The 18,890-nt window shown below is 56.6% G+C and carries 13 protein-coding genes and 1 pseudogene; 5 read left to right on the forward strand and 9 right to left on the reverse strand.

Features of this window, described 5'->3' with window-relative positions; all coding sequences use genetic code 11:
• The first annotated feature begins 20 nt into the window (after nt 1–20).
• The 5 genes from ACR0NO_RS06245 (at nt 21) to ACR0NO_RS06265 (ending at nt 7,822) form a co-directional block, all read left to right on the forward strand.
• Nucleotides 21–950, forward strand: a complete 930-nt coding sequence (locus ACR0NO_RS06245; RefSeq protein WP_480723338.1) for a hypothetical protein — start codon at nt 21–23, stop codon at nt 948–950.
• A 284-nt stretch (nt 951–1,234) separates the two neighbouring features.
• The gene (locus ACR0NO_RS06250) at nt 1,235–3,040 is read left to right on the forward strand and encodes a peroxidase family protein (RefSeq protein WP_480723339.1); all 1,806 of its coding nucleotides are present in this window, start codon (nt 1,235–1,237) and stop codon (nt 3,038–3,040) included.
• 10 nt (nt 3,041–3,050) lie between these two features.
• Nucleotides 3,051–5,300 carry a GDSL-type esterase/lipase family protein gene (locus ACR0NO_RS06255; RefSeq protein WP_480723340.1) on the forward strand — a complete coding sequence of 750 codons (2,250 nt, stop codon included), beginning with the start codon at nt 3,051–3,053 and terminating at the stop codon, nt 5,298–5,300.
• A gap of 27 nt (nt 5,301–5,327) precedes the next feature.
• A complete protein-coding gene (locus ACR0NO_RS06260; RefSeq protein ID WP_480723341.1) occupies nt 5,328–6,356 on the forward strand; it encodes a caspase family protein in 1,029 nt (342 codons plus the stop codon).
• Between the two features lie 5 nt (nt 6,357–6,361).
• Complete coding sequence (locus ACR0NO_RS06265) at nt 6,362–7,822, forward strand: hypothetical protein (protein WP_480723342.1); 1,461 nt, start codon at nt 6,362–6,364, stop codon at nt 7,820–7,822.
• A gap of 29 nt (nt 7,823–7,851) precedes the next feature.
• Here the strand turns inward: ACR0NO_RS06265 and ACR0NO_RS06270 are convergent, their stop codons facing one another.
• The 9 genes and pseudogenes from ACR0NO_RS06270 to ACR0NO_RS06310 form a co-directional block, all read right to left on the reverse strand.
• Nucleotides 7,852–8,847 (reverse strand): hypothetical protein, encoded by a 996-nt coding sequence (locus tag ACR0NO_RS06270; protein ID WP_480723343.1) that lies wholly within the window; start codon nt 8,845–8,847, stop codon nt 7,852–7,854.
• Between the two features lie 18 nt (nt 8,848–8,865).
• Nucleotides 8,866–11,079, reverse strand: coding sequence for a hypothetical protein (locus ACR0NO_RS06275; RefSeq protein WP_480723344.1), 2,214 nt, complete (start codon nt 11,077–11,079; stop codon nt 8,866–8,868).
• Nucleotides 11,080–11,740: 661 nt separating this feature from the next.
• Nucleotides 11,741–12,403 (reverse strand): annotated as a pseudogene (locus ACR0NO_RS06280) (IS6 family transposase).
• Between the two features lie 119 nt (nt 12,404–12,522).
• Nucleotides 12,523–13,263, reverse strand: a complete 741-nt coding sequence (locus ACR0NO_RS06285) for a metallophosphoesterase family protein (RefSeq protein WP_480723345.1) — start codon at nt 13,261–13,263, stop codon at nt 12,523–12,525.
• An 11-nt stretch (nt 13,264–13,274) separates the two neighbouring features.
• Complete coding sequence (locus tag ACR0NO_RS06290) at nt 13,275–14,330, reverse strand: aldolase/citrate lyase family protein (RefSeq protein WP_480723346.1); 1,056 nt, start codon at nt 14,328–14,330, stop codon at nt 13,275–13,277.
• A 14-nt stretch (nt 14,331–14,344) separates the two neighbouring features.
• Nucleotides 14,345–15,145 (reverse strand): 2-oxo-hept-4-ene-1,7-dioate hydratase, encoded by an 801-nt coding sequence (gene hpaH, locus ACR0NO_RS06295; RefSeq protein WP_480723347.1) that lies wholly within the window; start codon nt 15,143–15,145, stop codon nt 14,345–14,347.
• Nucleotides 15,142–15,996 (reverse strand): fumarylacetoacetate hydrolase family protein, encoded by an 855-nt coding sequence (locus ACR0NO_RS06300; protein WP_480723348.1) that lies wholly within the window; start codon nt 15,994–15,996, stop codon nt 15,142–15,144. Before ACR0NO_RS06300 ends, hpaH begins: the two co-directional genes overlap by 4 nt.
• Entirely contained in the window at nt 15,993–17,390 is a 1,398-nt protein-coding gene (locus ACR0NO_RS06305; protein ID WP_480723349.1) for a pyridoxal phosphate-dependent decarboxylase family protein, read from the reverse strand. Before ACR0NO_RS06305 ends, ACR0NO_RS06300 begins: the two co-directional genes overlap by 4 nt.
• Before the next feature lie 3 nt (nt 17,391–17,393).
• Nucleotides 17,394–18,875, reverse strand: a complete 1,482-nt coding sequence (locus ACR0NO_RS06310) for an NAD-dependent succinate-semialdehyde dehydrogenase (RefSeq protein WP_480723350.1) — start codon at nt 18,873–18,875, stop codon at nt 17,394–17,396.
• Between the last annotated feature and the right edge of the window lie 15 nt (nt 18,876–18,890).

Here is an 18,890-nt window from a genome sequence, read left to right on the forward strand (position 1 = left end):
ACAAGCTGATCCAAGATCACATGATCGCATCGGAACTGGATATCCCGCTTAAGATCCTGAGCGATCAGAACACATGGCTTGAAGCGGTAGGCCGGCTCAGATTTCTTGCAGCATCTTGGTTCTTTGCGGCGCTTGCCGTTCTCGCCGTTGCCGTGCTGGCCCGCAGTTTGGCGCGACCGATGGAACAGCAAACCAGGGTGGCCGCCATAGTAACGACTTTGGCTGTCTTTTTGTTGGCACTGACGCCAACAATCCAGCAGTTTACAACATCCACCGCGCCCCGGATTTACTATCAGGTCGGCAAAACGGTTTTTGAAACGACCTTGGCCAATGGTTCGCTACCCGGTTGCATGAACGCGAATGACACCTGGCTGTTGGGCACTTGCGGTGAAAGCCCTGTATTTTCAATGTTCAACCGGGTTTTGGACATCGTCAATGCACTTGCTGGTCTGTCCGTTGGGGCACTGATTGCCGGTATGATCCTATGTCTGGCCTCCAGAGACAGCCCTGATATCGAAGAGAGAGCCGAAGAACTGGCCGCCAACATGCATCAGATGCGGCAGCAATTGTACCTGTCCAGCCTCATTCTGACTTTCGGCATGTTTTTTGCTTCAAGCTGGATGTACTGGCCCATGCCCCTTATAGAGGACAGCGGAAAGGCCGCCTACGGGTCGCTGGTCAAAGCGTCTGCATTGTTTACCGGAACCTATTTTTGCCTGTTGCTGCTCAGCTTCTATCTTCCGGTTGCTTTGGTTCTGGACAGCCGCGTAAAAAGACTTGCCCTGCGGGCCCGCGGGCGCTCGCGAACCGAAGAAACCTTTGATATCGCCGGTTGGAAAGCCACTCATGGGCTTAAGGAAGGTACGGGCGAAATCCTGCGTGCCGGATTTGCACTTGTCGCTCCGATTCTGGCTTCATTTGCCGGGGGCATAACACCGTTGGCAGTTTGATTGCGCCATGCGCAACCATTTGACTTGGCGCCAAAATTTGCGAACAGTCCACCAAACTGCAACCAACTGTTTTGAGGCGGGAAACTGCCTATTTTTCATGGTCAACTTTCAGTTGTACCGATTTTCTGCTAGTATTTACTCGGACCGAGAGAACCTAGTTCGGTCTGTTTTCATATAAGGAAGTCGTTCGGTTTAACTAGTTTCGTCACAAACACCAATTTCTATTTTGAGATGAAATCTCTTAAGCAATCGGATGGCTTCGCCGCTTAGCGAGGTATCCTGAAATGCTTTTCACGCTCGGTCACGGTCAAAAGATTATCCTATCCACACAAGCCGCCCCCGGGGCTATGGCAGGTCTGGCGCCGTCGGTGCGCACCGATGCCGTATCCTATGCCCAGGCTACGGCAAACTCGCCGGTCGCTGCTCCTGCCGGTGCTATGGCCATGCCGCAGGATGGTTCAACGCCGGGCGGACCTTTTGGTTACTTCTTCCCCGACGCGCCCGAAATTTCGACTGACGATACGACGATTGGAAAGCTGGACGCGTTGGCGGATGCGATGGTCGAAGCCGACAATGATCCACCTCATGCAGACAGCCATATTCCCCCTGTAATCACCTACCTCGGCCAGTTTATCGATCATGATATTACAGCCAACATGGATCCCTCGGGGGATCAGTCTGTAATCGAACCACCCGCCGGAGGAACCCTGGACCCATTGCCCAGAAGTACCGTGACGGCGTCCCTGCTGAACCTTCGAAAAGGATCGCTGGGACTGGACAGCCTATATGGTGACGGACCAGACAATGGACCTGCCGCAGTCAAACTGAAAGACGCCATGCGGTCGCCCGGATTTCCAGCCATGATGCGTCTTGACGTGCCCACTGACGTTGGTGGTCGTCCCCCGCTGCCTGCGGATGACGCCTGCGACTTGCTCAGGCTCGGCACGTTGTTGGATCAAGGAACTTTACAGGAAAGCGATATTCTGGGAACTCCAATCGAAAACGCGTTTGCTTCGAATGGCGTGATCAACCGGCGCGCAGCAGTTATCGGAGACGCACGCAACGATGAGAACCTTCTGGTTGCGCAACTCCACGCCGCGTTCCTGCGGTTCCATAACCGCGTTGTCGTCTGGCTTAGGGGGCAGGCGGGTGCCCCCACCGGAGAAGAGGCCGTATTCGAAGAAGCCAAGAAGCTGACGCGCTGGCATTATCAGTGGCTTGTGATGAACATCTACCTGAACAAGGTATGCGACCCCTCCATGGTGGCTGAAGTCATCGCAAACGGTGCAGCAAGTTATGCGGCTTTCTTCGAGCGAGTGAAAACAGCCAGTGGAGGCTCTCTGCCTGCGGAAAACCTTCCATTGCCATTCGAGTTTTCTGTTGCTGCCTTCCGCTTTGGCCACTCGATGGTGAGGGGCGCGTATGACCACAACCGTTTCTTTGGCCGCGGACCGTCGCCGATATTGCCGCAAGCGGGCTTCGATCTGCTATTCGCCTTTACCGGAGGTGGAGGGCTTGGCAATAACCCCACGCTACCAACGAACTGGATCATCGAGTGGGATCGGTTTACACTCGACAACCCGAGCGAGCCCGACCACTTTGCGCGCAAGATCGACACCCAGTTGGCACCGCCACTTGCCGATATGCGCAACGAACCATCCGGTGTCTTCAAGCACCTTGCCCGCCGAAATCTTCGCCGCGGCCATCGGTTGAACCTACCTTCAGCTCAGGCCAGCATCGCGGAATTCAACACCGACAGCTATGGCGGCATCACCGCGCTGACTACCGCTGAGCTGACTTCGGGCGATACAGGACAGGCCGTTTCGGACGGAGGTTTCGAAAACGAAACTCCGCTTTGGTTCTATGTCCTTCGCGAGGCCGAGGTTCAGGCTGACGGAGCCCATCTGGGACAACTGGGCAGCCGCATTGTCGCCGAAACGCTGGTTGGTCTGACCCTATGTGATCCTTCATCTTACTGGCATCAATCCGGGTCCGACAACGGGCGTTGGCATCCACAGGACGGCGCCAAACCGGACGGCATCGTCGTGGATGATATCCCCGCGATGATCCGCGCCGCACTCTGGATGTAAGGAGAGCCCTATGGTCGACAACGCCCTGCCCGACCCTATTCAAACAGACGAACTGCGCCGAAAGTTGTTTGATCCTTCCGTTTCAGAGGAAGATCTGGCGGCCTATATGGTGCTCGATCCATCAGCCAGTCGGCCATTCGCCCCGGTCGTGCGGGTAAACCCTGCGTTGATTCAGCCCCCGCCCAGCGGTAGCGGCCTGAACAGCGCTTTGCAGGGTGCATTGGCTCTAGGAGGGTTGAATGACGTTTCCCGAGCACGCAGACGCCAAGCCTACCAGGCAAAAATTGCAGCTGGTTGGAACGGGCTGAAAATCGTATCCGAGGGCGACAGCTGGTTTCAATACCCTTTCCTGTTGCAGGACGTCATCGACCATCTATCTCGAAAACACGCCATTCTGAGCCTCGGCGCAGCAGGAGATAAGCTGGACGATATTTCTGCACAAAACGAACTGGTCACGGCGGTGTTGGCGGAGCGCCCGCATGTCGTGCTTCTTAGCGGTGGTGGCAATGATCTCGTCGGTGGCGGCAACCTAGCCGCCATTGTCCGCCCCTTTACTCCCGGTCTGGATGCTGAGGGCCACATAACGAACATGTTCGACCGCATTCTGGCCGATGTAAAACAGCATATGCGCAACATCACAAACCACGTGGCCGCAGCCGCGCCCGGAACACCGATCGTGACACATACCTATGATCACGCCATCCCCGATAACGGTCGCTGGCTTGGCCGCCCGCTTGACTCACGCGGCATCACTGACAAAGGCCTGCAGCGTGAAATCGTGCGCATCCTGATCGACCGTTGGGCCGCAGCTTTGTTCAGCCTCGCCAAAGAACCGGGTCTGGCCGGGAAGCTCCACATTGTGGATTGCCGCGGCACCGTACCCGATCCTGGTTGGGAAGATGAGCTTCATCCCAATTCCAAATCATTCGGCAAAGTAGCGCAGAAATTCCAGGCGGTTATCAAGCGGGTAACCTCTGGCGCACAACCCGCACAGGCAATTGGCGCGATGGGCACACTGCGACGTCCCGCACCCGAGGAAAACGCTCTCGGCGATACAGTTCTTTCGCTCGCCAACCATTTCGATGACACTATCCTGTTGTCCGAAATCGGACGCCGTGCGTCGCTGGAACGGGCCGTACCTGCGGGTGCGGCAATGGCTATGCAGCACGACGTCGCAAATGTACCTGAATCCAGCCAAGCCGGCGGGTACCCAACGCTTCGCCAACTGGGTGCCAGAATCCTCGGGCGGGCACACCGAGAGTTACACAGTCTGCTGTGTGGAACCGACGATGCCGACAAGGAAGACCGCAAAGCCCTGCGGGATGCCTTCAACATCGGACAAGGCGCGCTGGCCGCGGCGATTGCGGGCCTGCTTGCTAGCGGCCCCTTGGGCCTGACAGCCTTTGTCGCAGCCCCGGTCGCGGCAATCATCGTGCGTCGCTTCTTGGCACCCAGTTGGGAAGAAACTTGCACGCTGTGGGGCGAGAATCTGAAAGGCGGAGGTACGGCGCAAGCCAGCCTCAATGTCGCTCAGCACGGTATCCAGACTGTAAAAGCCAACCCAGACCGGTTCTGCGCGGCATTTATGAAAAACGTGGATCCAAGCGAAGTTGAAACGTTAGAAGGATCAAGAGCGGCCTTGCTGAACAGCGCGAAATGGCCCTTTAACTCAAAGATCAAAGTGCGATTCCTTGAAGGGACGGATCACCTGAAAGCCCGGGTTGAACATTACGCCCAGCTTTGGGTTGCTGGTGATATGGCGTCACTGACATTCGAATTCGTCACTGACGGTGACGCGGATATCAGGATTTCGTTCATTCAGGGCGCAGGCTCATGGTCGCTGGTGGGGACCGAGTGCTTTTCAGAGCCTGATCAGACAAAACCCACGATGAATTTCGGCTGGCTGACAGATCAGTCCAGCGAGGAAGAAATTCGCGAGGTGGTGTTGCATGAATTCGGTCATGCCCTTGGGCTGATCCACGAGCATCAAAACCCCGATGGCGGTATTGAATGGAACGAAGCGGTTGTTTTGCAGGAACTGTCCGGCGCACCGAATTTCTGGGACGAGGCCACGATCCGGCGCAACGTTCTGGATCACTACGATCCAACTATCCTGACCCTGACAGAAATCGACCCGCATTCAATCATGATGTACCCAATACCAAATAAATGGACGATTGGGGACTTTGAAACCGGGTTCAATTCGGACTTCAGCCCGTCAGATCGCGAACTGATCCGACGTGCCTATCCGTCAATCTGAGGCCAACGGAAGATGCCGCAAAATGCCATGGCACTGGTAATTGCGATCAAGCGTTATCCCAGTTTTGGAGGCAATGCTTCTTCGGGTTCGCGGGATCTCAAAGGCCCCGTCAATGATGCCACAACATTTATCCAGTGGCTGAAATCTCAGGGGATACCGGATGCTCACATCTTTGACGTAACATCAGACGATTTCCCGGCTCCTGGTCCAATTGGCCCCGCTCTGGCGGACCTTACCAATAAGCTTGACGACCTGATAAAGGTCGCCAAGGAACCGCCCGCGAAAGAAAGGCTGTATATTTATGTTAGCGGTCATGGATATGGCAGACGACGGACCGAAGGCGGGCTCTACCTCGCCGACGCGACGCCGGACAACCTCACCAACTTGTTTGTCACCGACTATTTTCACTGGTTCATGGATGCCGCCCGGTTCAAGGAATGCATCCTGTTTTATGACGCGTGTATGGATCAAGGGCGGCTAGCCTCGCCGGCGCCGATACATTGGCGGCGCGAGGTAGACCGAGCCAGCCACAATATCCAGGCATTAGGGATTTATGCGGCGCGTTTTGCGGGACGCGCTGTTGAACGCACAATGGAAAACGGCAAGGACCACGGTGCTTTTTCCTATGCTTTGAAGATGGCGCTGGACGGTGCTGCAGCGGTGGACGACGGCCAAGGCAACCGGGTTATAACCAGTGAAAGCCTGCGCGACTATCTGATCGCAACGATGCAGAAACTGATGACAGACGATCAACGTCAGCACCCTCTGGTTTCGACAGAGCCTGATTTTGGTCCGTTTGACTCGGTCATACTGGTCAAAAACGCCCCGCCTTTTCTGAAATCCGTCCAAATCTTGCTGCCCAGCCCGGTGGTCGGCAAAACACTGATCCTGGAAAATGCCAATCTTAAGGAAGAGGCGCAGATAGATGCCATTGACGAAAGCATCACTCTGGATCTTTCACCGGGTTTGTACGTGCTTTCCGACGGTGCTGGGTGGGAACGCGCATTTGAATTTACCGGCGCAGAAACCGAGATTGATTTGCAGAGAGCAGAGTAAGAGCAATGCCTAAACTGAGTGTACGCGCTGCAGATGAAACCACCGAAATCTTCGTTATTGCTGCAGATTTCGCCTTGCGCGGACGCGGGGCCCGACGGCTGGATCAGGATCTGCAGGCCGGCATTTACAAGGTACGCGCAGTTTCCGGCAGGAGTGAATGGCAACGTGTCATTGTTTTGCGTGAGGATACCATTCTCGACGTACCAAAGATCGAATTTGGATCTGCGGCCCCATTGGCCAGCACGAACCGGACACACGAAACTCATATGTATGCAGCCGAACAGGCTGCGCCGCCGGAACAGGGCATTGTTGACGCAGCCCCTGGCATTGCCCTGTCTTTGGGTCGGCAGCGCGCGCCCGTCCACAGCGGATCTTTTGTCTTCATGGCCCGTTGGTGGACACCTTGGAGCGATTTTGGGCCAATGAATCTGGACAATCCGGCTGAAGGGGCAAGCCTACGTACCGGTGGTGGCCGGGGCCTACTGCTTCTGGACCTGTCCACAGAAGAGGGCGACCAAACGGGTCCCACCCATGCAGGACCCCGAATAGCACCTGAAGCGACTTGGTTCTCGGGTGATTTGTCATCGGACCGATTTTCCGGCGCATCTTTGAACGCGGCACCCGGTATGTATTCTCTGTCTTTGTCCGATGGCGAAAGCAAAATCGAGCAGATGATTACCATCCTGCCCGGCTGGCGCACCCATGTATTCGCCCTCTATGAGCCGCCGATCGAAAATATCGAAGGCACCGTTACAAACGTAAATAAACGACTTGTGGATATTTCGATTCATATCTCTCGCGACCGGATGTTTATGGGTGACGAGATGGCCCGACTGACGGATGCGGCACGGCTCGCGCTGGCGGATGAAAGGTCGACGGCGACAAACGAATTGCTGCGATACGTGGGTGGAAAGTTTGAAAACCCGATGCTCGGCCTGTATGGGGCCCATCTGTTGTTACTTCTCAAAGGAAAGAATTCAGCCGCCAGCATACCGCGTCCGGTTGACTATAACGACAGTCTGTATCGCGAAGTTGTCGAAAACACCGCACGTATTTTCGGCGACCAGCACCCAGACATTGTCGCTCTGCGCGGTCTGGGCAAAGGAATGAACACGATAAAATTTCCGCCAATGCTGTCACGCAGTTGGTTAGAGCTTCTGGCGAGTTCCGTCGAACATCCGAACCTGATACCGCCGAGTCTTTGGCGCCGCACAGCCCTGCGTTCACGGACCCAACCATTCTTCGCATGGCGCATCCCACAATATGGCGGTGATCGCATCATGCAGCGCGAGATTGAATTGACCCGCGCGATTCTTGAAGCCGCCGAAGAACGGGAGCGCTATGACGAGGCAGCGGCCGGTTTGAGGAGCGGCCGCGCCGACGCCTCGGTGCGCGAAGCGTTCCTGCGCGAATGCGTTACGCTATTTGAAGCTCCGCGCTCGGTCGTCGATCTGATCCTCAGGTAACGAGCATTCAACTGTTCTAGAAAACCGATTTAGGGCGGTGGAGCCGGAACCGCGTAGATATCCCTGATTTCAGCCGACCACAGCCTTTCTCCGGTCTCAAGGTCGTATGCAAGCAATTGCATCGGTTCTTCCAAAAGCTCGCCATCCTGCAGACGTGCGTATGGCTGCAGTTCAACAAACAGCTTGCCTTCGGATACGACAAAGGGTGAAAAACTAACCGGTAGGTCAACCGACCCAAGAACTTCGGTGCGGCCAATGTTGTGCAGGTTCCAGCGATAAACTGTCCAGATACCTTCGCCTTCCAAAGGTGCGCTTTCCAACCAGGTCATTCCGTCAGCAGACTGGAACTGCAGAGGGTTGGGTGCTGTGCTTTCTTCCGCTGGCTGTCCAGCCGCACCAGGACGGCGGATCGAAAACTGAGGTACGGTGGGAAGCGCACGTTCGACGGTCGGTTCGACCATCGGGCGCACTGTTCCGTCCTGCGGCGACAACCGGACCTGCCCCCGGATTACAGTCTCTTCATCTTGCGCCTCGGCAGGGGTTGCGCCTGGAAATGCTCCCAGCGCTCCGGTCGGAGGACCCATTCCGGGCAGAATTTCGTCGGGCAGCATTTCGTCAGGGCCGCTCGCAAGCCCGCGCAGGGGCCGCTCACGGTATTCCCAGCGCAATACGGCTTCGCCGTCCATGGGCTCTGCCGAAACGCTGAAACCGCGGTCGGTCGTCGCGGCTAGACTTGATTGTACGCCGGCAGGCAGTGGCACCGTGCTTTCGCTTTGCACGGCCCCTTTGTCATCGATCCGCAACATGCGGATCGCGACACCGTTGCCCGTATCTTTCGGCAATGCCTGGCTGAGAAGAAGGTTCTCTTTCAACAGCAACGGCTTATCTGCGTTTTCGGAATGCCAGATTTTGGCCCCGTCCTGCAGTGATATTGCTGTCACGCCGCCTTGGGGGGCCATGACATAGGCCCGTCCGCCCTCGGTATCGATGACAATGCCAGAGCTGAGTTCGATGCTTGTAGTCATAATCCTCTTCGCCTCCTCTCAGCTGGGTTGCACGGTGTTGGCCGCGGGGTTCAGGGCGATCAGCGGTTGCGACAGATCGAGGGTCCAAGCCCCTCTACCAAGTGTCGCGGCAAGCAGCACTTGATTGGCGTCATCATATTGCAGTTGCATGACCGGCACCGCAGGCAAATCGGCCGCCAAACGAAACCACCCGTTAAAGTTCGGAGCCTCGGCAGCATAGATGCCTGCATTAGTCCCCACTACCAGATGGCCATTTCCAAAGCTTCCGCACCAGACAACCGATCGAATGGTACGCCCGCCGGCGGCCAGCAGGTTATCGGTTATGTCCAACCAAGTCTGGCCCGAGTCGACTGTCTGATGAATGCTGTTGAACAGAGTCGCGAACGCAGTGGTTGGCATGCTTGCGTCCAATGCCACAGCGGTCACGTCCTCTCCGTTACTGAACCTGGTTGTTTGCTGCAGTTGTGCTGGCGCAGGACCGGTCCGGACGAAGACATCCAAACCTGCGCCGACATACAGCACATCCGCGTCGTTTGTACCGCCATAAGCCACAGAGGCCGCCGCATTTGCCTGAACTCCGATCGGCCCGACCAGACGCAAAGTATCACCCCGGTCAAAAGATTCCCAAACGGCATTAGCTCCGCAAATGACCAGACGCAAAGGATCGCCCGGGTTCGTCTGGATCGGAGAATAGAACTGAGGCGAAAGGGACATCGTCGTTCCGACCTCAAACAGCTGAAGCCGCTGGAACCCCAGCGAAACCCCGTTTGCATCGAAGAATTGCCGATGCGCATTTCCCAGAAACTGAAAACTGAAATAGCGGACCGATCCGCCGTTCGTGGTGTCAGGTGCAATTGCCACGACACCGCCATCTCCACCCATCACAGTCGGCCATCTTTCGGTTCCAGAACCGGGTTGGCGCAGCGTTCCGTTGTCCTGTGCGCCGCCCAACGCGACCTGTGTCGCCGGATCCCAGGCGGCGGAATGAAATTCCGTGTTCTGCAGCGACCCTATCATCGTTACCCAGTCACCAAGGTTCGAATGCGGATCTGTGCGGCGGTAAACACCACCGTCATCGCCTTCGATCAGATCGCCGTTGCTCGCTATGGCCATGGTTCGGGAATCCGCATGCGGCGCGCTGTTTGCATTGGTGTTCTGATGCGTGATCGGGCTGGCTTGTGCTCCGGTCGGCTGGCTCGCATCGACACGGAACAGACGGCCCGAAAAGGTTTGTGCGCCAATCGAGTTGGGAAACTGCGGCAAGGCAAGCCCCGGTGGTGCGTTCTCATCAAACGAAGGTTGCCGGTCACCTCCGATATACACAATGTTGGCATCCTGCAGGTCAGCTGCCATCGAAAAGTGGATACCTGCCTGTCCGCCCGGATGCAGGCCAAAGGTATTGCCGCCGCCTTCGGTTGTCGTAGGTAGATCCAGATTGGACCAGTTAGCTCCCCGGTCAGCCGAGTGGAACAATGCTGCAAGCCGGCCATTCACCGCAATCGCAACAAAGACCGTATCGCCTGGCCCAGGTGCTATGCGCACACTGGTTGGACTGAATAGGAACGACTCCATGACGCTGGAACTGATTTTTGCCCACGACACGCCACCGTCAGATGTCACAAAGATCGCCCTGCCAGCGTGCACATAGACCAAATCCGCATCAACCGGAGATGCCGCGACCGCGAATGACGGACCTGTTTGCAGAGAGGCGGGCGACAGATGAGTGAAGCTCTGACCCTTGTCATCCGAACGGTAAACTCCATCCGCCAAAGAAGCCCGCCCACCGTTTCCCGCAAGAATAATCACATCTCCGGCGGCGTGAATTGCCCTGATATGTAGGGCGCGAAACAGCCCGCCATTGTCCAGAATGCTCCAGCTGGCACCATCATCTTCAGACAGCATAACGCCCAACAACGCCCCGCCGACACGGCGCATGCTACTGAAGCGCCCGGTGCCGGCGACGAGTGTCTGCACTGTCGGATCGTTGCGATCCAGACAAAGGGCTCCGATCGAAAGAGAGTCTTCGTTTGGCATCAGACTAACCCAGTCTGGCTGTGCGTCCAGCGCGTTCCGTGTACGCCATACGCCTCCGTTCACGGCACCAATATAGAGGATGTCGCTGTCAGCCGGATGTGGAGCCACGGCGTTTACGGCCCCTACGATTTCGTTGTCGGCAACAGCTTCAGACTGGCCATCCGTAGCGGGTCGCGGTCCTTGTGGTATCCAATTCATCACGCTCCCCTCTTTTGTTCAGTACAAATGTTCAAGCGCCCGAAACTAGGGCTTGCCTTGCTGTCGACGAAAAACAAACAGCGGTCGTTTCAATATCTCTACTGGTTTCCCGGCTTGCTGACCGGTCAACCCCAAAGTCTTTGATACTATATATTCTTCGCGGCCCCGCGCAGGCTTAGGATCTGTTCTCTGGCTGCAACCGTGTCAGCAATTGTGAGATCAAGAAGCTCACCACAAACCAGGTCGGAAGAAAGGCCAGAAGTTCCAGAAGAAAAGAACCAAACTTGTAAAACGTGTTTGCGATGGCAATCGAAATTATCAGCGACGGGCCCTCAACAACAAGGAGCTTCCGGATGCTCTGGGACTTGACTGCATGGTACATGTCACAATCCTTATTTTGTAAACCAAATGCGTTTACTTTAACGGTCTTAGGTTCTCTCAAACTGCCGATTTAGTCAAGTTTTTAACGCGCCGCGACGGTCCGGAGACCGCCAAACAAACGTGGTTTGCCGAAGCAACAGCTGCACCGACAAACTTGCAGGCGCTGCCCTAATCACCCGCTTAACTACGGCTGACTAACCGCCGAGCCTCATAGATGATCTCAATTGGTTGCTGTCCGACAAACTCGAACCAGTCTCAGTGTGCCGCGGAAACCGCGAACCTATCCGGAACAAATTTGACGCCACTCGGCAAGAGCGGCAGTGCGTGTCGGCTTGAAGGTGTCCCGGCGGGTGAGCGATCTTTCCTGGTTGAAGTGATTGTAGACCCAGGAATGGACGGAGGCGAACTTCTACAAACTTGGCATGCGCCTGAACCGTTGTATGGCGCGTTCATGCCGTCGAAACGGGAGGTGTGAATTCTCGACTCGGTTGTTGAGCCACCTGCCCGTCTGTTGTTTTTCCGTAGCACTAAGCTCTCTGAGCGCGGCCTGGTATGACGCGAAGCGATCCGTGACGACGGTTTTCGCTTTACCGTATCGCTTCACAAACTTCTTGAGGAATTTCAGTGCTGCAGCCTTGTTTCGGTGTTTGGTAACAACAGCTTCCAGCACCTCGCATTCATGATCAACAGCCCGCCAAAGATAGTGCCGCTTGCCATTCACCTTCACGAAAACCTCGTCTACGTGCCACTTCCATTTGGATAATGCGCGTAGCTGCTGAAAAAGCTTCTGTCTGATCCCAGCAGCAAACATTGGGCCAAACCTGTTCCACCAATACCGGACAGTTTCATGACTCACGTCGATGCCTCGCTCGTGCAACAAGTCCTAAATACTCCGAAACGAGAGCGGGAAACGGATGTACGGCATCACCGCCAGGCGGATGATCTCGGGGCTGGTTTAGAAGTACTTGAAGGAGGCAGGTTTAGTCATTCCTAAATGCTATGCAACCGCCCTGCTCCGCTCAAGCAAAGTTCTTGTGACAAGACCTTCCGGTCTACCGAAACCTATAGGGAGCCAATGTAAGTCAGGGGCTTGCGCCCCTCGTCGTGCAACAGCCAACACTTCGATCCTTCGAAACCCGCAACCGTCAGAGGTTTGCCATATCCCGCCCCGGTATCGATGTTCACACGGTTTCCATGGTGTTCAGGGTTGGCGACGTGGGTGTGGCCGTGAACAACCAGCCACGGGTGAGGGTCCGGACAGTCCAGAAACTCGTCTCGGATCCAGATCAGGTCGTCGGGGTCCTGACGATGCAAGGGGATGCCGGGCTGTATGCCTGCATGGACGAACAGCACGTTGTTGCGAAGGTAGTAGGGTAACAGACCTGCCAGAAAATCGATATGGGCCTGCGGCACGGCGGCTTTGGCCTGAGCATGGACCTGATATATTCGATCCCCTTCGCTGACCTTAACGCCATAGGAGTTCAGCGTTTCAACACCGCCTATCCGAGGATGCAGCCAATGATACCCGACCAGTAGACGCGCGTCGTTTCGCGGGTAGTCCTCAAGGAACATTGCGCACATCTGATCGTGGTTGCCGCGCAGGAATGTCCAGTTTCTGCCTTCGGACTGCCCTTTCACTAATAGATCGAGAACCTGTCGACTGTGGGCGCCGCGATCCGTGTAATCACCGATAAAGACGATTTGCGCATCAGGCCCACCGTCCTTTTCGATGCGGGCCAGCGCGTCCTCTAGCATGTGCAACTGACCATGGATGTCACCAATGGCATAGATAGGTTCTGGCATTTTTAGCGCTCTTATTCAGACCAGTGGATACGGAGCTCTTCCCGAAAGGCAAAACGCACCAAGTGGGCTTCTATCACGCCTTTCCACTGCTCCAAGTCCCCGCGCGGCCCGGTCGCAGCGTTAATCGTCAGCCTGTCGTCATTCGCTTCAAGGGTCACGCTGTCGCCATCCGCAAAGGCCACGTTTCCCTTCTTTTCGTCAAAAAACACCTCGGCCTTGTGCGACCAGTGTTTACACAGCTGCTGCAGATATTTGCTGGCCGCAGCGGTTTCCGCAACGCCTGAGGCGGTCTGATCCGGCAGCAGGCCTAGCCCGACTTCGGCTGCGTTACGCATCGCAGTTGCAAACAGGGTCACGTCGATATTGGTGGCCATGAATGTGGCCCCCAGATCCAGGCATTTGCGCTGCATCGCCGGATCAAGGGTCAGGATACCCGCCGCCTTGCCCGCCGCCACGATGCGGGCCAGCGCGTCCAAAACGGCCGCAACCACAACGGGGTGACCGGCATTTCCGATATGTCCCATATCGGCGGCCAGATCGGATGGGCCGATGAACACCCCATCCACATCGGTTGTCAGAATATCGTCCAGCGCCACCAGACCCTTTTTGTTTTCCACCTGCACCAGCAGGCAAATCTGTTCGTCCGCCGTTTTCAGGTAGTCCGGGATGGCTGAAAACCGCGAGGCCCGCGCCAGTGCCGATCCAACGCCCCGCACGCCATGCGGTGGGTATTGTACTGCCCGAACCAGCTCACGCGCGTGATCCCCGCTTTCGACCATGGGCACCAGAAGGTTCTGCACGCCCGCGTCCAAATACTGCTTGATCATCCAGGTTTCGCCTATCGGCAGGCGCGCGACCGGAGTGCTACCTGATCCTTCGATCACCTGCACCTGTTCGAGGATCGAGCGCAGATCATTCGGCGCGTGTTCACCGTCAACCAGCAGCCAGTCGAATTGCGCGGTCGCCGCGATCTCGGCCGTGTAGGCGTTGGCCATCCCGATCCAGCAGCCGATCTGCGGCTGCCCCGCCTTGAGAGCGGCTTTGAACGTATTCTTTGGCGCAGGCATATGCGGCTTTCCTTTCAGGCGAAATTGATATCGACCGAGCCAAATGGCCCGAAATCGGCATGGATTTCAGTCCCAGTCGGGCACTCGACCGGGCGGATAAAGCTGCCGGACAGGATGATTTGACCGGGTTCGATGTATTGTCCGTATTGCGCCATGCGGCGGGCCAGCCAGACAACGCTTTCGACCGGATCGTTCAGAACGCCCGCGCCTAGGCCGGTTTCTTCGATTTCAGCATTGCGAAAGGTCAGCGCACCGACCCAGCGGAGATCAAAAGCATCCACGGCGTGCCGGTCCGCGCCCAGCACGATTCCTGCATTGGCGGCATTGTCGCTGATCGTGTCGAATACTGTGCGAGCTTTGCCGGACTCGGGATCCACGCGTTGAATACGCGTGTCGAGAATTTCAATGGAAGGCGCTACATAGTCCGTGGCAGCGATGATGTCCTCGCGGGTGACGTTCTCGCCTCCAACGGCAGACTTCATCACAAAGGCGATCTCGGCTTCGATCCGTGGCTGGATGAAACGGCCCGTCGGAACAGTCCCGCCATTTTCGAACGCCATGTCGTCAAACAGGATGCCACTGTCAGGGATGTCGATGTTCAGCGCATATTGCATCGCTTTCGAGGTCAAACCGATCTTCCAGCCAATCACCTTGCGCCCCTCGGCTAGTTTCTGGCGATAGATGGCGTTCTGCACCTCGTAGGCATCGTCCATGCCCATCTCGGGGTGGCGCAGGGTCAGCAGGCCGATCTGATCTCCATTCCGTTCAGCCATCAGCAGATCAGCAGCTGCGCGGGAATGATCTTCGGGCGTCATCGCATTTCGTCCTCTACAGTGTTGCGCAGCGTACCTATGCCCTCGACGGACACCTCAACCATATCACCCGGTGCCAGATATTTCGGAGGATCAAACCGCGCCCCTGCCCCGGTCGGCGTGCCGGTGACGATGATGTCGCCCGGCTGCAGGGTCATGAAGGTCGAGATGTATTCGATCTCGCGCCGGATCGGGAACATCATGCGGTTCAGGGTATCATCTTGGCGCAGCTCGCCGTTCACATGGGTCTGAATACGGGCATCATCCAGTTGCGCGGCGTTGGTGAACGGCACCAGCCACGGGCCGATAGCACCCGTATTATCCCAATTCTTGCCTTGCGTGACATTGAACTTGGCATGGCGCACCCAGTCACGGATCGTGCCCTCATTGCACAGCGTCAGGGCTGCGATGTGGTCGTAGGCGTCCTCCTGTGAAATCCGACGTCCGGTCTTGCCGATAACAATCGCCACTTCGCCTTCGTAGTCCAGCGTGTGGTTTTCCGGCGGACGGATCAGAGGGCGGTTGTGACCGGTGAAGCCGCTTGCGAAACGTGGAAACAACGACATGTATTTAGGCTGCGCGCTGCCGTCTTTGTACTCAGCGTTGCGGTCCGGGAAGTTAACGCCGACGCACAGGATGCGGCGGACATCGGGCATCACCATCTCGTAGGTGAAATCCGTGTGGGTCACGCCCTTACCTTCGGCGGCTGCAGCCAGTTGATCAAAAGCTCCAGCAGCGACTACCTCATACAGGCTCGCGTGATCTGGGAAAGCATCATTCAACGCGATTGCGCCGACGTCCGTGATCGCACCAAAGTAAGTCTGCCCATCGGCAGAGAAGGTTGCGAATTTCATTTAAGTGTCTCCCAAACCTCACGAATAACGTCTGCTGCCATCAGTACATCGTCGCGTGTTGTATCGAATTGTCCGACCTGAAAACGAATGATCTTGCGACCATCAAACATGCCTTGGGTGAGATAAATCCGGCCGTCATCATTCAGCGCATCAACCAGACGCTGCTGCATCGCATCGTCACCCGGGCAGCGGAAGGAAAACAGGCTGAGTATCGGCCCGGTCGTGATCTCGAATCCCTCCATCGCGCCAATCTTCTCGGCAACCTCATTGGCCCAAACGACGTGATTTCGGATTCGTGTACGCAGACCGTCCAACCCGTAAGAGCGCAACAAGAACCAAATCTTCAGCGCACGGAACCGACGTCCCAACGGGATCGTCCATTCCGAATAATTCGTCACCTCAGCACCGGTTGTCTTGAGGTATTCGGGTTCGATCTTCAGCGTGTTGAGTTGCGGTGTGGCGTCACGCAGAAACTGGATAGCGCAATCGAATTGAGCGCCCATCCATTTGTGTGGATTGAAAACAATGCTGTCATAGCGATCAGCCCCGTCCCAAAGGGCCTCGCGGAACTCCGGGCAAATCATGGCCGATCCGGCCCAAGCCGCGTCGAGATGGGTATAAAGGTCGTGTTTCTGCGCGATGTCAGCCACAACTTCCAGATCATCACAGGCCCCAACGCCTGTGCCGCCTGTGATCGCAATGATCCCGGCTGGCACATGACCGGCTTCAATATCATCGCGGATAGCGGCCTCAAGCGCGACGGCGTCAATCGCGTAGGTCGGTCCCTGTATCGGCAGCTTGACCAAGTTATCCTGGCCGATGCCAGCAACCCAGCAGGCCCGGTCAATCGAGGAATGTACCTGGTCCGAGCAATAGATCCGCAGCGCCCCTTTGGTGTTCAGCCCCTGGCGATTGCCCGTGTACCCAGTGGCGCGTTCGCGCATCGTCAGAACCGCAGACAAAGTCGCCGAAGACGCGCTGTCCTGAATGACGCCGGTCATACCATCCGGCAGACCGAGTGCTTGTCGCAACCAGTCCACCATAACGCCTTCAACCTCAGTCGCTGCGGGTGCGGTTTGCCAGAGCATGCATTGCGCGGCGATGGTGGTCACCAACATCTCAGCCAGCATCGAAGGCGGGGCTGCATTCGCCGGGAAATACGCAAAGAACCGAGGGTGCTGCCAGTGCGTGATCCCGGGCATCACGATACGCTCGAAATCGGCCATAATGGCCTCCATCGGCTCACCAGATTCCGGAGGTGAGACCTCAAGCTGAGCAGTGATATCACCCGGCGCTGTCTGCGCCCGAACAGGCCGATCCGCCAAAGTCTTGTGGTAGTCAACAGCCCAGTTGGAGATTTGCTGCCCCCAATGAGAAAATTCGTCCCAATTCATACACTAAGCCTCCTCAGAAGGGGAAATTCCGCCCATGCAGATGTACTTCAACTCCATGAAATCATCGAGGCCATATCGAGATCCCTCGCGTCCAAGACCCGACATCTTGACGCCTCCGAACGGAGCCTCTGCCGTTGAGATCAGACCGGTGTTCACACCGACCATCCCGTATTCCAACGTCTCGGATACGCGCCAGACACGCGCCATGTCACGGGAATAGAAATATGAAGCCAAGCCGAATTCGGTATCATTGGAAGCGGCGACAACCTCGCTTTCGGTTTCGAATTTGAACAAGGGAGCGACGGGGCCAAAAGTTTCTTCGGTCGCCACCGCCATATCCGAGGTCACATCGGTCAGAATGGTTGGCTCAAAAAACGTACCGCCCAGCGCGTGGAGCTTGCCCCCAAGAGCGACCTTTGCGCCTTTCGCGGTTGCATCATCGATATGTTCGGCTACCTTTTCCACGGCGGCTTGGTCGATCAGAGGGCCAAAGATGATACCTTCATCGAACCCATTGCCGGTTGGCAGGGTCGCAACTTTTTCAGCTAGCATTTCAGCAAAGGCGTCGTAGACCCCGGCCTGCACATAGATGCGGTTTGCACATACGCAGGTCTGTCCATTGTTGCGGAATTTCGCGATCACAGCGCCTTCGACGGCGGCATCCAGATCGGCATCGTCGAACACAATGAACGGCGCATTGCCACCCAACTCCAACCCTAGCTTCTTGATCGTTGGCGCGCATTGCGCATAAAGCATCGCTCCGATCTCAGTCGAACCGGTGAAGGTCAGCTTTTGCACGATCGGGCTTGAGGTCATCTCGCCACCTATCTCCCGCGCCGAACCGGTGATGACCGAGAACAAACCAGCGGGCAGTCCCGCTCGTTCGGCGAGAACGGCAAGTGCGATGGCCGAGAACGGCGTCTGGCTAGCAGGTTTCAATACCATCGAGCAGCCCGCGGCAAAGGCCGGTCCAGCCTTCCGGGTGATCATGGCGTTGGGAAAGTTCCACGGCGTTATCGCGGCCACAACACCGACGGGTTGCTTGACGGTAATGATCCGCTTGTCTGGCGTATGGCCGGGTGTGACATCGCCGTAGGCCCGGCGAGCCTCTTCGGCGAACCACTCGATGAAGCTTGCGCCATAGGCAATTTCGCCCTTCGCTTCGCCCAAAGGCTTACCTTGTTCGGCTGTAAGGATGGCACCCAGATCATCCTGGTTTTCCATCATCAGATCATACCAGCGACGTAAGACTTGGCTGCGCTCTTTCGCGGTACGTTTGGCCCAGCCTTTCTGAGCGCGCTGCGCATCGGCAATCGCCTCGACCGTCTCGGCAGCACCCAGTTTGGGCACACGCCCGATCACCTCACCCGTCGCCGGATTTATCACGTCAATCGCGCGCTCACCGTCTGAAGCATCAACCCATCTGGACCCGACCCGCGCCCTTTCGGCAAGCAGGCTTGGATCGTTAAGACGCAGTTCAGTCATTCAAATTTCCCTGTG

Source organism: Ruegeria sp. CL3 (assembly GCF_056536505.1).

Bases quoted from the DNA above. Each gene is read 5' to 3' on its own strand.
- ACR0NO_RS06245 (WP_480723338.1), top strand. From the start codon at position 21: ATGATCGCATCGGAACTGGATATCCCGCTTAAGATCCTGAGCGATCAG.
- ACR0NO_RS06250 (WP_480723339.1), top strand. From the start codon at position 1,235: ATGCTTTTCACGCTCGGTCACGGTCAAAAGATTATCCTATCCACACAA.
- ACR0NO_RS06255 (WP_480723340.1), top strand. From the start codon at position 3,051: ATGGTCGACAACGCCCTGCCCGACCCTATTCAAACAGACGAACTGCGC.
- ACR0NO_RS06260 (WP_480723341.1), top strand. From the start codon at position 5,328: ATGGCACTGGTAATTGCGATCAAGCGTTATCCCAGTTTTGGAGGCAAT.
- ACR0NO_RS06265 (WP_480723342.1), top strand. From the start codon at position 6,362: ATGCCTAAACTGAGTGTACGCGCTGCAGATGAAACCACCGAAATCTTC.
- ACR0NO_RS06270 (WP_480723343.1), bottom strand. From the start codon at position 8,847: ATGACTACAAGCATCGAACTCAGCTCTGGCATTGTCATCGATACCGAG.
- ACR0NO_RS06275 (WP_480723344.1), bottom strand. From the start codon at position 11,079: ATGAATTGGATACCACAAGGACCGCGACCCGCTACGGATGGCCAGTCT.
- ACR0NO_RS06285 (WP_480723345.1), bottom strand. From the start codon at position 13,263: ATGCCAGAACCTATCTATGCCATTGGTGACATCCATGGTCAGTTGCAC.
- ACR0NO_RS06290 (WP_480723346.1), bottom strand. From the start codon at position 14,330: ATGCCTGCGCCAAAGAATACGTTCAAAGCCGCTCTCAAGGCGGGGCAG.
- hpaH (WP_480723347.1), bottom strand. From the start codon at position 15,145: ATGACGCCCGAAGATCATTCCCGCGCAGCTGCTGATCTGCTGATGGCT.
- ACR0NO_RS06300 (WP_480723348.1), bottom strand. From the start codon at position 15,996: ATGAAATTCGCAACCTTCTCTGCCGATGGGCAGACTTACTTTGGTGCG.
- ACR0NO_RS06305 (WP_480723349.1), bottom strand. From the start codon at position 17,390: ATGAATTGGGACGAATTTTCTCATTGGGGGCAGCAAATCTCCAACTGG.
- ACR0NO_RS06310 (WP_480723350.1), bottom strand. From the start codon at position 18,875: ATGACTGAACTGCGTCTTAACGATCCAAGCCTGCTTGCCGAAAGGGCG.